This window comes from Kluyvera cryocrescens NBRC 102467 (genome assembly GCF_001571285.1).
Taxonomy (GTDB): Bacteria; Pseudomonadota; Gammaproteobacteria; order Enterobacterales; family Enterobacteriaceae; genus Kluyvera; species Kluyvera cryocrescens.
Window position 1 is genome coordinate 251,931 of the sequence record NZ_BCTM01000001.1, and the last position, 14,186, is coordinate 266,116.

Sequence of the window (14,186 nt, forward strand, 5' to 3'; positions counted from 1 at the left end):
GTACGCTCCTGGGGATTCACTCCCTTGCCGCCTTTCTGCAACTCGAATTATTTTGGCTATAGCACCTCGCTAAACGCCGCTGACGGTACCACCAACGGTCGTTTTGCGCCGTTTCATTCCCTCGCCTTGCGAGCCTACTCGTAAAGCCGTTCGTGTTTCGGACGATTCTCGCCGTCTTTCATATTTCCTCCATTTTTTCTGAGCGTTCCGTAACTAAACTAGTATCATTTCGTGGAATGATTCAGGACGAGACACGTATAACAATGAAAGGCAGTCATAACACACGCTGGCGAATTGCGCTGGCCGTGCTGGTGGTTATCGCGGGGGCGGTCGGCATCTGGCACTTCAGCAGTAATTCCAATACTTCGGCATCTGGCGCCGCGAAACCTGCGGGTGCACCTGCGGGCGGCGGACGTCATGGTGGCCGTTTCGGCGGCACCCTTGCGCCAGTACAGGCCGCCACCGCCACCAGCGAAGCCGTACCCCGTTACTTAAGCGGGTTAGGCACCATTACCGCTGCTAACACAGTCACCGTCAGAAGCCGCGTGGACGGCCAGCTCATGGCGATTCATTTCCAGGAAGGGCAGCAGGTTAAAGCCGGCGATCTGCTGGCAGAAATCGATCCGAGTCAATTCAAAGTCGCGCTGGCGCAGGCCCAGGGACAGCTGGCGAAAGATAAAGCTACGCTCGCCAACGCCCGCCGCGATTTGGCGCGTTACCAGCAGTTAGTGAAAACCAATCTTGTTTCTCGTCAGGAACTCGACACCCAGCAGTCGCTGGTCAGCGAGACCGAAGGCACCATTAAAGCCGATGAAGCGTCGGTGGCCAGCGCTCAGCTCCAGCTCACCTGGAGCCGGATTACGGCACCTATCGATGGCCGCGTCGGTTTAAAACAGGTCGATATCGGTAACCAAATTTCCAGCGGTGATACCACCGGGATTGTGGTGCTGACGCAAACGCACCCGATAGACCTCGTCTTTACGCTGCCAGAAAATGACATCGCCACCGTCGTTGCGGCGCAGAAAGCAGGTAAATCGCTGGCCGTTGAAGCCTGGGATCGAACCAATAAAACCAAGCTCAGCGACGGCGCGCTGCTGAGCCTCGACAACCAAATTGATGCCACAACCGGGACCATCAAACTCAAAGCCCGTTTTAATAATCAGGACGATGCGCTGTTCCCTAACCAATTCGTCAACGCCCGTATGCTGGTGGATACCCAACAAAACGCCGTGGTGATCCCAACGGCCGCACTGCAGATGGGCAACGATGGTCACTTCGTCTGGGTCCTCAATAGCGATAACAAGGTCAGTAAACACACGGTCGTACCGGGTATTCAGGATAGCCAGAAAGTGGTTATTGACGCCGGACTCTCCGCGGGAGACCGCGTCGTGACGGATGGGATTGATCGCCTGACCGAGGGTGCGAAGGTAGAAGTGGTCACCGCCCATGACGCCACCGCCGCCAGCAGCGAAAAACCGGCGGCGGCAGAAGACCACTCCGCCGGTCATAAAGGAGCGCGCGGCTGATGCAAGTTTTACCGCCGAGCAGCACAGGCGGCCCATCCCGCCTGTTTATTATGCGCCCTGTCGCCACCACCCTATTGATGGTGGCGATTTTGCTGGCCGGGATTATCGGCTACCGTTTTCTACCCGTCTCTGCGCTCCCCGAGGTAGATTACCCAACGATTCAGGTCGTCACGCTCTACCCTGGCGCCAGCCCGGATGTCATGACCTCCGCCGTTACGGCACCGCTGGAACGCCAGTTTGGCCAAATGTCCGGCTTAAAACAAATGTCATCGCAAAGCTCAGGCGGTGCTTCGGTGGTGACGCTGCAATTCCAGCTTACCCTGCCGCTGGACGTTGCTGAGCAGGAAGTGCAGGCGGCCATTAACGCCGCCACCAACCTGCTGCCAAATGATCTGCCCAACCCTCCGGTCTACAGTAAGGTGAACCCGGCGGATCCGCCAATCATGACGCTTGCCGTCACCTCCACCGCCACGCCGATGACCGAAGTGGAAGATATGGTGGAAACGCGCGTCGCGCAGAAAATCTCCCAGGTCTCCGGCGTCGGTCTGGTGACGCTGGCGGGCGGCCAGCGCCCCGCTGTCCGCGTGAAGCTTAACGCCCAGGCGATTGCCGCCCTGGGGCTGACCAGTGAAGATATTCGCACCGCGATCACCAGCGCCAACGTCAACTCCGCTAAAGGCAGTCTGGACGGTCCGTCGCGGGCGGTTACGCTCTCGGCCAACGACCAGATGCAGTCGGCGCAGGAATACCGCCAACTGATTATTGCCTACAAAAACGGCGCGCCTATTCGCTTAGGCGATGTGGCGACCATTGAACAAGGGGCGGAAAATACCTGGCTTGGCGCATGGGCCAATAAAAAACAGGCTATCGTGATGAACGTGCAGCGCCAGCCGGGTGCCAATATCATTTCGACCGCCGATAGCATTCGTCAAATGCTGCCGCAGCTGACCGAAAGCCTGCCGAAGTCGGTCAAGGTAGAGGTGCTGTCTGACCGTACCACCAATATTCGTGCCTCCGTCTCCGACACCCAGTTTGAGCTGATGCTGGCGATTGCGCTGGTAGTCATGATCATCTATCTGTTTCTGCGCAACGTGCCGGCAACCATCATTCCCGGCGTGGCCGTACCGCTGTCGTTAGTCGGTACATTTGCGGTCATGGTGTTCCTCGACTTTTCCATCAACAACCTGACGCTGATGGCGTTGACCATTGCCACCGGGTTTGTGGTCGATGACGCTATCGTGGTGATTGAAAACATTTCGCGCTACATCGAAAAAGGCGAGAAACCGATGGCGGCGGCGCTAAAAGGCGCGGGCGAAATTGGCTTTACCATCATCTCCCTGACCCTGTCGCTGATTGCGGTGCTGATCCCGCTGCTGTTTATGGGCGATATCATCGGCCGTCTGTTCCGTGAGTTTGCTATCACCCTCGCAGTGGCCATTCTGATCTCGGCCATCGTTTCACTGACCCTGACGCCTATGATGTGCGCGCGCATGCTGAGTCATGAATCGCTGCGTAAACAAAACCGCTTCTCCCGCGCTAGCGAGCGTTTCTTCGAGCGAGTGATTGCCGTTTACGGCCATTGGCTGGCCCGCGTATTAAACCATCCTTGGTTAACCCTGAGCGTAGCGCTGGGCACGCTGGCGCTGTCGATTATTCTGTGGGTTACCATCCCGAAAGGCTTCTTCCCGATTCAGGATAACGGCATTATTCAAGGCACGCTCCAGGCGCCGCAGTCGGTCTCATTCACCAGCATGGCGCAGCGTCAGCAGACGGTAGCCGACGCGATCCTAAAAGATCCGGCGGTTGCCAGTTTAACCTCCTTTGTTGGCGTTGACGGTACCAACCCGGCGCTCAACAGCGCGCGTCTGCAAATTAACCTAAAACCGCTAAGCGACCGTGATGACCGGGTACAAACCGTCATTAACCGTCTGCAACAGTCGGTGGCACGTATTCCGGGCGTTGAACTGTATCTGCAACCGACGCAGGATCTCACCATCGATACCACCGTTAGCCGCACGCAATATCAGTTTACGTTGCAGGCCAACTCGCTGGATGCGCTCAGCCAATGGGTGCCGCAGCTGATGACCCAGCTACAGGCACAGCCGCAGCTCTCCGACGTCAGCAGCGACTGGCAGGATCAGGGACTGGTGGCCTTTGTGAACGTCGATCGCGACAGCGCCAGCCGTCTGGGTATTTCCATGGCCGACATCGACAACGCGCTGTATAACGCCTTTGGCCAGCGCCTGATTTCCACCATCTACACCCAGGCTAACCAATATCGCGTCGTGCTGGAGCACGATACCCGAGCCACGCCGGGATTAGCGGCGCTGGATAATATTCGCCTGACCAGTAGCGACGGCGGCATTGTCCCACTGACCGCGATTGCCAAAATCGAGCAGCGCTTTGCGCCGCTGTCGATTAACCATCTCGACCAGTTCCCGGTAACCACCATTTCCTTCAACGTACCGAATGGCTATTCGCTGGGCGATGCGGTGCAGTCTATTCAGGATGCGGAAAAATCACTGAACTTCCCGACGGACATTCGTACCGAATTCCAGGGCAGCACCCTCGCCTTCCAGTCGGCGCTGAGCAGCACCATCTGGCTGGTCGTGGCGGCCATCGTCGCGATGTATATCGTGCTCGGCGTGCTGTATGAAAGCTTTATCCACCCGATCACCATTCTGTCGACGCTGCCAACGGCGGGCGTCGGCGCGCTGCTGGCGCTAATGATTTCGGGCAGCGAGCTGGACGTCATTGCCATCATCGGCATCATCTTGCTTATCGGTATCGTGAAGAAGAACGCCATCATGATGATCGACTTTGCGCTAGCGGCTGAACGCGAGCAGGGCATGGAACCGCGCGAGGCTATTTACCAGGCCTGTCTGCTGCGTTTCCGCCCAATCCTGATGACCACGTTGGCGGCGCTGCTGGGCGCCCTGCCGCTGATGCTAAGCACCGGGGTAGGCGCAGAGCTGCGGCGTCCGCTGGGGATCGGCATGGTCGGAGGCCTGCTGGTGAGCCAGGTGCTGACGCTGTTCACCACGCCGGTCATCTATCTGCTGTTCGACAGACTGTCGCTATACCTGAAAAGCCGCTTCCCACATCGTGAAGAGGAAGCGTAAGTGAAATTTTTTGCGCTCTTCATCTACCGTCCGGTGGCGACGATCCTGATTTCGCTCGCCATCACCCTGTGCGGCATTCTGGGCTTTCGGCTGCTGCCGGTGGCTCCGCTGCCGCAGGTAGACTTCCCGGTTATCATGGTCAGCGCCTCGCTGCCCGGGGCCTCGCCGGAAACCATGGCATCGTCGGTTGCCACCCCGCTTGAACGTTCGCTTGGGCGCATTGCCGGCGTCAACGAAATGACCTCCAGCAGCTCGCTGGGCAGTACGCGCATCATTCTTGAGTTTAACTTCGATCGCGATATCAACGGTGCAGCGCGCGATGTGCAGGCGGCCATCAACGCCGCGCAGAATCTGCTGCCCAGCGGTATGCCGAGCCGTCCAACCTACCGCAAGGCCAATCCGTCCGATGCGCCAATCATGATCCTGACGCTCACCTCGGACACTTACTCCCAGGGCGAGTTGTACGATTTTGCCTCCACCCAGCTGGCGCAGAACATCGCGCAGATTGACGGCGTTGGTGACGTGGACGTGGGCGGCAGTTCCCTGCCTGCGGTGCGTGTTGATCTCAATCCGCAGGCGCTGTTTAACCAGGGCGTGTCGCTGGATGCGGTGCGTACGGCTATCAGCAATGCCAACGTGCGTAAGCCGCAGGGGGCGATTGAAGATACCGCGCACCGCTGGCAGGTACAGACTAACGATGAGCTAAAAAAAGCGGCGGAGTATAAGCCGCTGATTATTCACTACAACAACGGGGCTGCGGTGCGCCTGAGCGACGTGGCAAACATCACCGATTCGGTGCAGGATGTGCGTAACGCGGGGATGACCAACGCCAAACCGGCGATTTTGTTGATGATCCGCAAACTGCCGGAAGCCAACATCATCCAGACCGTTGATAGCATTCGTGCCGAACTGCCGGCGCTGCAGGAAACCATTCCCGCCGCTATCGATCTGCAAATTGCCCAGGATCGCTCGCCGACCATCCGCGCATCGTTGGAAGAAGTGGAGCAGACGCTGGTTATTTCGGTGGCGCTGGTTATCCTCGTGGTGTTCCTGTTCCTGCGTTCGGGGCGCGCAACGCTGATCCCAGCGGTGGCGGTTCCGGTTTCGTTAATCGGCACCTTTGCCGCCATGTATCTGTGCGGATTTAGCCTCAACAACCTGTCGCTGATGGCGCTGACCATCGCCACCGGTTTTGTGGTCGATGACGCCATCGTGGTATTGGAAAATATCTCTCGTCATCTGGAAGCCGGGATAAAGCCACTACAGGCGGCGCTGCAGGGTAGCCGTGAGGTTGGCTTTACCGTCCTGTCGATGAGCGTTTCGCTGGTAGCCGTGTTCCTGCCACTGCTGCTGATGGGCGGCCTGCCCGGTAGGCTGCTGCGCGAATTCGCCGTCACGCTGTCGGTGGCTATCGGTATTTCGCTAGCGGTGTCGTTAACGCTGACGCCGATGATGTGCGGCTGGATGCTGAAATCCAGCCGTCCGCATACGCCAACCCGCACCAAAGGTCTGGGGCGTTTACTGGTCGCCATGCAGCAGGGTTATGGCAAATCCTTGCGCTGGGTCCTCAATCACGCACGGTTGGTCGGCGTGGTGTTCCTCGCGACCATCGCCCTGAACGTCTGGCTCTATATTTCGATTCCGAAAACCTTCTTCCCGGAGCAGGACACCGGGGTGCTGATGGGCGGAATCCAGGCCGATCAGAGCATCTCCTTCCAGGCGATGCGCGGCAAACTGCAGGACTTTATGAAGATCATTCGTGAAGATCCGGCGGTTGATAATGTCACCGGCTTTACCGGCGGCTCGCGCGTCAACAGCGGGATGATGTTTATCACTCTCAAATCTCGCGACCAGCGTCACGAATCCGCGCAGCAGATCATCGACCGGTTGCGTAAGAAGCTCGCTAAAGAACCCGGCGCCAACCTGTTCTTAATGGCGGTCCAGGACATTCGCGTCGGCGGACGGCAGGCCAACGCCAGCTATCAGTACACCCTGCTCTCCGATGATTTAAGCGCCCTTCGCGAATGGGAGCCGAAGATCCGCAAAGCGCTGGCCGCACTGCCAGAGCTGGCCGACGTCAACTCGGATCAGCAGGACAACGGGGCCGAGATGGATCTGATCTATGATCGGGAAACCATGTCGCGTCTGGGTATTAGCGTCGAAGAGGCCAACAGCCTGCTCAACAACGCCTTCGGCCAACGACAGATCTCCACCATCTATCAGCCGCTTAATCAGTACAAAGTGGTGATGCAGGTTGACCCTGTTTACACCCAGGACGTCAGTGCGCTGGATAAAATGTTCGTGATTAATAACGACGGCAAAGCCATTCCGCTGTCTTATTTCGCCAAATGGCAGCCGGCCAACGCGCCGCTGTCGGTGAACCATCAGGGGCTATCAGCTGCCTCTACGGTTTCCTTTAACCTGCCGACCGGCAAATCGCTCTCGGAAGCCAGCGACGCCATCACCCGTACCATGACACAGTTGGGCGTCCCGCCAACGGTGCGCGGATCTTTCGCCGGCACGGCGCAGGTATTCCAGGATACGATGAACTCGCAGGTTATTCTGATTATCGCCGCTATCGCCACGGTCTATATCGTGCTGGGGATTTTGTATGAGAGCTACGTCCACCCGCTGACCATTCTCTCTACTCTGCCGTCCGCAGGCGTTGGCGCGCTGCTGGCGCTGGAGCTTTTCGGTGCCCCGTTTAGCCTAATCGCCCTCATTGGGATCATGCTATTAATTGGCATTGTGAAGAAAAATGCCATCATGATGGTCGACTTTGCCCTTGAGGCGCAGCGTAACGGCAACCTATCGCCGGAAGAGGCGATTTTCCAGGCCTGTCTGCTGCGTTTTCGCCCGATAATGATGACCACGCTGGCGGCGCTGTTCGGTGCGCTGCCGCTGGTTATCTCCGGTGGCGATGGGTCGGAACTGCGTCAACCGCTGGGGATTACGATTGTAGGGGGGCTGGTCATGAGCCAGTTGCTGACCCTTTACACCACACCGGTGATTTATCTGTTCTTCGAGAGTCTACGTCTGCGTTTTTCGCGTCAAACCCGACAATCGGTAACGGAATAACCATGACTGAACTTCCAGCCAACGTTCGCTGGCAACTGTGGATCGTGGCGTTCGGCTTTTTCATGCAATCGCTGGACACCACGATAGTCAACACCGCCCTCCCCTCCATGGCGCTAAGCCTGGGGGAGAGCCCGCTGCACATGCATATGGTGGTGGTCTCCTATGTGCTGACCGTCGCAGTGATGCTGCCCGCCAGCGGCTGGCTGGCCGACAGGGTCGGCGTGCGGAACATCTTTTTTATCGCCATTATTCTCTTCACGCTCGGCTCGCTGTTTTGCTCACTTTCCAGCACGCTTAACGAACTGGTGATGGCCCGCGTATTGCAAGGGATCGGCGGCGCGATGATGGTTCCTGTCGGCAGGCTAACGGTGATGAAAATCGTGCCTCGCGAACAATACATGGCCGCGATGACCTTCGTCACCCTGCCAGGCCAGGTTGGCCCGCTGCTGGGCCCGGCGCTGGGGGGGATTCTGGTTGAATATGCCTCATGGCACTGGATTTTCCTGATCAATATTCCCGTTGGCATCATCGGCTGTATCGCCACGTTGGTACTGATGCCCAACTACACGGTACAAACCCGGCGTTTTGATATTTCAGGATTTATCGTGCTGGCGCTGGGCATGGCGACGCTGACGCTGGCGCTTGATGGGCAAAAAGGCCTGGGCATTTCGCCGATGATGATGGGCGCACTGGTGGCTATCGGCGCCGTCTCCATCCTGATGTACCTGTGGCATGCCTACGGCAACGACGGTGCGCTGTTTAGCCTCAAGCTGTTCAATACGCCAACCTTCTCGCTGGGGCTGGCCGGTAGCTTTGCCGGGCGTATCGGCAGCGGCATGCTGCCGTTTATGACGCCGGTGTTTATGCAGATTGGTCTCGGTTTCACCCCATTTCATGCCGGTCTGATGATGATCCCGATGGTACTCGGCAGCATGGGCATGAAGCGCATCGTGGTGCAGGTGGTTAACCGCTTTGGTTACCGTCACGTGCTGGTGTTCAGCACTCTTAGCCTGGCGCTCATCAGCCTGCTCTTTATGTTCACCGCGCTGGCCGGTTGGTACTACGCGCTGCCGGTCGTGTTGTTTATCCAGGGTATGGTCAACTCCAGCCGTTTCTCGTCGATGAACACCCTAACGCTAAAAGACCTGCCGGACGAACATGCCAGCAGCGGCAATAGCCTGCTGTCGATGATTATGCAGCTATCGATGAGTATCGGTGTCACCATCGCGGGGATCCTGCTGGGGATGTTTGGCCAGCAGCATATTGCGGTAGGCAGCGACACCACTCACCACGTATTTATGTACACCTATTTATGTATGGCCGTGATTATTGCGCTTCCAGCCCTCGTGTTCGCGCGAGTGCCGGACGATATCAGCAAAAACGTGGTTATCGCCCGACGCAAATTGAAGGAGTAAATCGTGAAATTATGGCGCCCGGGGATCTCCGGCAAACTGTTTCTCGCCATTTTAGCCACCTGTATTGTGCTGCTGATTAGCATGCATTGGGCGGTGCGCATCAGCTTTGAGCGCGGTTTTATTGACTACATCAAGCGCGGTAACGAACAGCGGCTACAGCTGCTGAGCGATGCGCTGGCGGAGCAGTATGCCCAGCACGGTAACTGGCGCTTTTTACGCAACAACGATCGTTTTATCTTCCAGATCCTACGCTCATTCGAACACGATAATAATGAGGACAAAATGCCGCCAGGCCCTCCCGGCCCCGGTATGGGTCCCGAACGCGGAGGCATGCCGCCGCACGGCTGGCGAACCCAGTTTTGGGTGGTGGATCAAAACGCCCGCGTGTTGGTTGGTCCGCGTGAAGCGGTGCCGCACGATGGCACCCGGCGCGGTATTATCGTTAACGGTATGGAGGTCGGCGCCGTCATTGCTTCACCGGTCGAACGGTTGACCCGGAACACCGATATCAATTTCGACAGGCAACAGCGGCGCACCAGTTGGCTTATCGTCGGGCTGGCTACTCTGCTCGCCGCACTGGCCACCTTCCCGCTGGCGCGCGGGCTTATCGCGCCGGTAAGGCGGCTGGTAGAAGGCACCCACAAGCTGGCGGCCGGTGACTTTTCAACCCGCGTGCCGGTCACCAGCGGCGATGAGCTGGGCAAGCTGGCGCAGGATTTTAACCAGCTTGCCAGCACGCTGGAGAAAAACCAGCAGATGCGCCGCGATTTAATGGCCGACATTTCCCATGAGCTGCGTACTCCGCTGGCGGTGCTGCGTGGGGAACTGGAAGCCATTCAGGACGGTGTCCGCAAATTTACCCCGGAATCGGTGACCTCGTTGCAGGCGGAAGTTGCCACGCTCACCAAGCTGGTCAACGATTTGCATCAGCTGTCCATGTCCGATGAAGGGGCGTTGGCCTACCAGAAATCACCGGTAGATATCATTTCGCTGCTGGAGATCGCCGCCGATGCCTTCCGTGAACGTCTTGCCAGCCGGGGATTGACGCTGAATCTGGCGCTGGCGGAAAATGCCACGGTCTTCGGCGATCCGGACCGTTTGATGCAGCTATTCAACAATCTGCTGGAAAACAGCCTGCGCTACACCGATAGCGGCGGCCAGGTGCTGATTCGTACCCACCTCAATCCTCAGCACATCGTGATGGAGTTTGCTGACAGCGGCCCGGGCGTCACCGATGAACAGCTGAGCAAACTGTGCGAACGCTTTTACCGCACCGAAGGTTCACGCAACCGCGCTAGCGGCGGATCCGGCCTTGGACTGGCGATCTGCGCCAATATCGTTGCCGCTCACGGCGGCCGTCTTGAGGTCGGGCATTCGCCTTTTGGCGGGGTTAGCATTAAAGTAGAGTTACCGCTGGAACGCGCAATACCGAGAGAGATATGACCGAGTTACCAATTGATGAGAACGCCCCACGCATTTTGATTGTGGAAGATGAACCCAAACTGGGACAACTGCTCATCGACTATCTACTGGCAGCGCACTATGCACCGACGTTAATTAGCCACGGCGATAAAGTGCTGCCGTATGTCCATCAGTCGCCCCCAAATCTGATCCTGCTGGATTTAATGCTGCCGGGCACCGACGGCCTAACGCTGTGCCGCGAAATTCGCCGCTTCTCTGACGTTCCTATCGTGATGGTGACGGCTAAAATTGAAGAGATTGACCGTCTGCTGGGGCTGGAAATTGGCGCAGACGACTATATCTGTAAGCCGTACAGCCCGCGAGAAGTGGTCGCGCGCGTGAAAACCATTTTACGCCGCTGTAAGCCACGCCAGGAGCTACAGGCGCTGGACGAGCAAAGTCCGCTTATCGTCGACGAAAACCGCTTTCAGGCCTCGTGGCGTGACCGCCTGCTGGATCTCACCCCGGCTGAATTTCGCCTGCTAAAAACCCTGTCGCAGGAGCCCGGCAAAGTGTTTTCCCGCGAACAGTTGCTTAACCATCTGTATGACGACTATCGCGTGGTGACCGACCGTACCATCGACAGCCACATTAAAAATCTGCGCCGCAAGCTGGAGTCGCTTGACGCCGAGCAGTCGTTTATCCGCGCCGTCTACGGCGTGGGCTACCGCTGGGAAGCCGATGCCTGCCGGATGGCCTAACCCCATCGCGAGCGGTTTCACCACCGCTCGCTATTCTCTCCCGCCGTATTATTAGCATCTGTGCAAATTTCTCCCATACTCATACAGTCAGCCAATACTTCTAACCACTTCAATTTCATCAAGGAGTCACCATGGCGGGTTGGTTTGAGTTAAGTAAAAGCAGTAACGACCAGTTTCGTTTTGTCCTGAAAGCAGGCAATGGCGAAGTCATTCTTACCAGCGAGCTGTACACCACCAGAGCGTCGGCGGAAAACGGCATCGCCTCCGTGCGTACCAACAGTCCGCTGGACGAGCGCTACGAGAAAAAAACGGCGACCAACGGTAAATTCTATTTCAATCTCAAAGCCGGTAATCACCAGGTGATTGGCAGCAGCCAGCAGTACGCCAGCGAAGCCTCGCGCGATAAAGGCATCGCTTCGGTGAAAACCAACGGTGCCAGCGAGACCGTAAAAGATAACACCTGATAGGTAGATACCCCTCCGGGTGGCCGCTGACAGCCACCCGGCGCTTTACCTCACCTCTGCACAGCGCTACAATGCCCGCCCTTAAAGTGGGGACACTCCCCAACTCGCCGCATCAGGTGTGGCGAATCTGACCTGTCATCAGAACGAGAAAATCATGTTTAAACCGGAACTCCTCTCCCCGGCGGGAACGCTGAAAAATATGCGTTACGCTTTCGCTTACGGTGCCGATGCAGTTTATGCCGGCCAACCGCGCTACTCGCTGCGCGTGCGTAACAACGAATTCAATCACGAAAATCTGCAGCTCGGCATCAATGAGGCCCACGAACTGGGTAAAAAATTCTATGTGGTGGTCAACATTGCCCCGCATAACGCCAAGCTGAAAACCTTTATTCGTGATTTGAAGCCGGTGGTGGATATGGGGCCGGATGCGCTGATTATGTCCGATCCAGGGCTGATTATGCTGGTACGTGAAAACTTCCCTGACATGGATATTCACCTGTCCGTGCAGGCGAACGCCGTCAACTGGGCTACGGTAAAATTCTGGAAACAGATGGGCCTGACCCGCGTGATCCTCTCCCGCGAGCTGTCGCTGGAAGAAATTGAAGAGATCCGCAGCCAGGTGCCGGATATGGAGATTGAAATCTTCGTCCACGGCGCGCTGTGCATGGCCTACTCCGGCCGCTGCCTGCTGTCTGGCTACATCAACAAGCGTGACCCGAACCAGGGCACCTGCACCAACGCCTGCCGCTGGGAATACAACGTACAGGAAGGCAAAGAAGACGATATCGGCAATATCGTTCACAAATACGAACCGATCCCGGTACAGAACGTGGAGCCAACCCTCGGCGTTGGCGCACCGACCGATCAGGTGTTTATGCTGGAAGAGGCCAAACGTCCGGGCGAGTACATGACCGCCTTTGAAGACGAACACGGCACCTACATCATGAACTCAAAAGATCTGCGCGCCGTGGCTCACGTTGAGCGTCTGACCCAAATGGGCGTGCACTCGCTGAAAATCGAAGGCCGCACCAAATCGCACTACTACTGCGCCCGCACCGCGCAGGTCTATCGTAAAGCGATTGATGATGCCGCTGCCGGTAAACCATTCGATACCAACCTGCTGGAAACGCTGGAAAACCTCGCCCACCGTGGTTACACCGAAGGTTTCCTGCGTCGCCACACGCATGACGATTATCAGAACTACGAATACGGTTTTTCGGTCTCCGAGCGCCAGCAGTTTGTCGGCGAATTTACCGGCCAGCGCAAAGGCGTGATGGCCGAAGTGGCGGTGAAAAACAAATTTGCCCTTGGCGATAATCTGGAACTGATGACCCCGCAGGGCAACGTCAACTTCAGCCTCGAGCAGATGGAAGATGCCAAAGGCGTCGCGAAACCGGTCGCACCGGGCGACGGTCACACCGTATGGATTCCCGTGCCGGAAGATATCGAACTGGAGTATGGTCTGCTGATGCGCAATTTCACGGGAGAATCCACTCGGAATCCGCATAACAGCTAGTACATATATATTGTTTTTCAATAGCAAAGATTCTTAGAAATGGATCACAGACGGAATTATCAATAGTCGATACTATTCCCTCCGCTGAAAAACATAATCCATAAATGCTAGCTGTACCCAAGAACCACCTCCTTAGCCTGTGTAATCTCCCTTACACGGGCTTATTTTTTTGTCCCAGCCTGAGTGCCCTTCTTCCGCGTTGCCGTCACCCTTTCCAGCGCAGCCTGGGCTAAAAAACCAGACCGACTCTTGAACTCCGGATTACTAGCCACGCAGCGATCAATTCTATCAATCAATGATTTCGGCAGCGTCACGTTGATTTTTTCCGAGCCACCGAGCAGCCGGGTCATATCAATCTCAACAAGCGCCCAGGTATAGTCCGAATATTGTGGGTCTTTGGCCAACTCAGCCACGGTGGATACCGTGGGAATATCCTGTTCGAGTTCAACCAGCAGCTCAATGTGGCCAGTTATCGCCTCTTTAGCACTGTAGATGGCATCATCCAGCGTATCCCCTGCTGAAAAGCAGCCAGGAAGATCGGGAACGATAACTCCGTAAGCATGCTTTTCGTCCCCCGCCTCAATTGCTATTGGGTAGAACATAATTTGCCTCTTTGTCTGAGCAGGGTTATATCCCGGCCTGTTTTCTTATGCTTTTCACCGTACCTATCGGTAACTCTTTTTTAGGATGCGGTATCGTGACCAACCCAGGTTTTGTGGGATGAGTAAAGTGATGATGGCTGCCATTCACCCTTATAAGTCTCCAACCATCAGCCTTAATTTCTGCAATTAACGTTCGGCTATCCATACCCACCCTCCCTTCCAATAAAAAAATTATAACTCCACTAACTCCACAATACAAACTCACGGAGTTAGTGGAGTTATAATTTGGTAGCAAGCACAT

Annotated in this window: 10 protein-coding genes; 8 read left to right on the forward strand and 2 right to left on the reverse strand. The window is 56.6% G+C overall.

What is annotated here, in order from left to right:
* The first annotated feature begins 263 nt into the window (after positions 1–263).
* The 8 genes from KCR01S_RS01265 to trhP all read left to right on the forward strand — a co-directional run bounded on the left by KCR01S_RS01265 (position 264) and on the right by trhP (position 13,283).
* On the forward strand, positions 264–1,526 hold the full coding sequence (locus KCR01S_RS01265; RefSeq protein ID WP_061279344.1) for an MdtA/MuxA family multidrug efflux RND transporter periplasmic adaptor subunit: 1,263 nt from the start codon (positions 264–266) through the stop codon (positions 1,524–1,526).
* Positions 1,526–4,648 (forward strand): MdtB/MuxB family multidrug efflux RND transporter permease subunit, encoded by a 3,123-nt coding sequence (locus tag KCR01S_RS01270; RefSeq protein WP_061279345.1) that lies wholly within the window; start codon positions 1,526–1,528, stop codon positions 4,646–4,648. The genes KCR01S_RS01265 and KCR01S_RS01270 overlap by 1 nt, the downstream gene beginning before the upstream one ends.
* Positions 4,649–7,726, forward strand: coding sequence for a multidrug efflux RND transporter permease subunit MdtC (gene mdtC / locus KCR01S_RS01275; RefSeq protein WP_061279346.1), 3,078 nt, complete (start codon positions 4,649–4,651; stop codon positions 7,724–7,726).
* A 2-nt stretch (positions 7,727–7,728) separates the two neighbouring features.
* The gene (gene mdtD / locus KCR01S_RS01280; RefSeq protein ID WP_061279347.1) at positions 7,729–9,141 is read left to right on the forward strand and encodes an MFS transporter; all 1,413 of its coding nucleotides are present in this window, start codon (positions 7,729–7,731) and stop codon (positions 9,139–9,141) included.
* Between the two features lie 3 nt (positions 9,142–9,144).
* Complete coding sequence (baeS, locus tag KCR01S_RS01285) at positions 9,145–10,584, forward strand: envelope stress sensor histidine kinase BaeS (protein ID WP_061279348.1); 1,440 nt, start codon at positions 9,145–9,147, stop codon at positions 10,582–10,584.
* Positions 10,581–11,303, forward strand: coding sequence for an envelope stress response regulator BaeR (gene baeR, locus KCR01S_RS01290; protein WP_061279349.1), 723 nt, complete (start codon positions 10,581–10,583; stop codon positions 11,301–11,303). The genes baeS and baeR overlap by 4 nt, the downstream gene beginning before the upstream one ends.
* Before the next feature lie 131 nt (positions 11,304–11,434).
* A complete protein-coding gene (locus KCR01S_RS01295) occupies positions 11,435–11,767 on the forward strand; it encodes a YegP family protein (protein WP_061279350.1) in 333 nt (110 codons plus the stop codon).
* A 154-nt stretch (positions 11,768–11,921) separates the two neighbouring features.
* Positions 11,922–13,283 (forward strand): prephenate-dependent tRNA uridine(34) hydroxylase TrhP, encoded by a 1,362-nt coding sequence (gene trhP, locus KCR01S_RS01300; protein ID WP_061279464.1) that lies wholly within the window; start codon positions 11,922–11,924, stop codon positions 13,281–13,283.
* Positions 13,284–13,444: 161 nt separating this feature from the next.
* Here the strand turns inward: trhP and KCR01S_RS01305 are convergent, their stop codons facing one another.
* Both KCR01S_RS01305 and KCR01S_RS23740 read right to left on the reverse strand, forming a co-directional pair.
* Positions 13,445–13,885 (reverse strand): type II toxin-antitoxin system HicB family antitoxin, encoded by a 441-nt coding sequence (locus KCR01S_RS01305; RefSeq protein WP_061279351.1) that lies wholly within the window; start codon positions 13,883–13,885, stop codon positions 13,445–13,447.
* A gap of 25 nt (positions 13,886–13,910) precedes the next feature.
* A complete protein-coding gene (locus KCR01S_RS23740; protein ID WP_072277061.1) occupies positions 13,911–14,090 on the reverse strand; it encodes a type II toxin-antitoxin system HicA family toxin in 180 nt (59 codons plus the stop codon).
* Positions 14,091–14,186 lie beyond the last annotated feature (96 nt).

Coding starts and splice junctions, on each gene's coding strand:
- KCR01S_RS01265 (WP_061279344.1), top strand. CDS start 264: ATGAAAGGCAGTCATAACACACGCTGGCGAATTGCGCTGGCCGTGCTG.
- KCR01S_RS01270 (WP_061279345.1), top strand. CDS start 1,526: ATGCAAGTTTTACCGCCGAGCAGCACAGGCGGCCCATCCCGCCTGTTT.
- mdtD (WP_061279347.1), top strand. CDS start 7,729: ATGACTGAACTTCCAGCCAACGTTCGCTGGCAACTGTGGATCGTGGCG.
- baeR (WP_061279349.1), top strand. CDS start 10,581: ATGACCGAGTTACCAATTGATGAGAACGCCCCACGCATTTTGATTGTG.
- KCR01S_RS01295 (WP_061279350.1), top strand. CDS start 11,435: ATGGCGGGTTGGTTTGAGTTAAGTAAAAGCAGTAACGACCAGTTTCGT.
- trhP (WP_061279464.1), top strand. CDS start 11,922: ATGTTTAAACCGGAACTCCTCTCCCCGGCGGGAACGCTGAAAAATATG.
- KCR01S_RS01305 (WP_061279351.1), bottom strand. CDS start 13,885: ATGTTCTACCCAATAGCAATTGAGGCGGGGGACGAAAAGCATGCTTAC.
- KCR01S_RS23740 (WP_072277061.1), bottom strand. CDS start 14,090: ATGGATAGCCGAACGTTAATTGCAGAAATTAAGGCTGATGGTTGGAGA.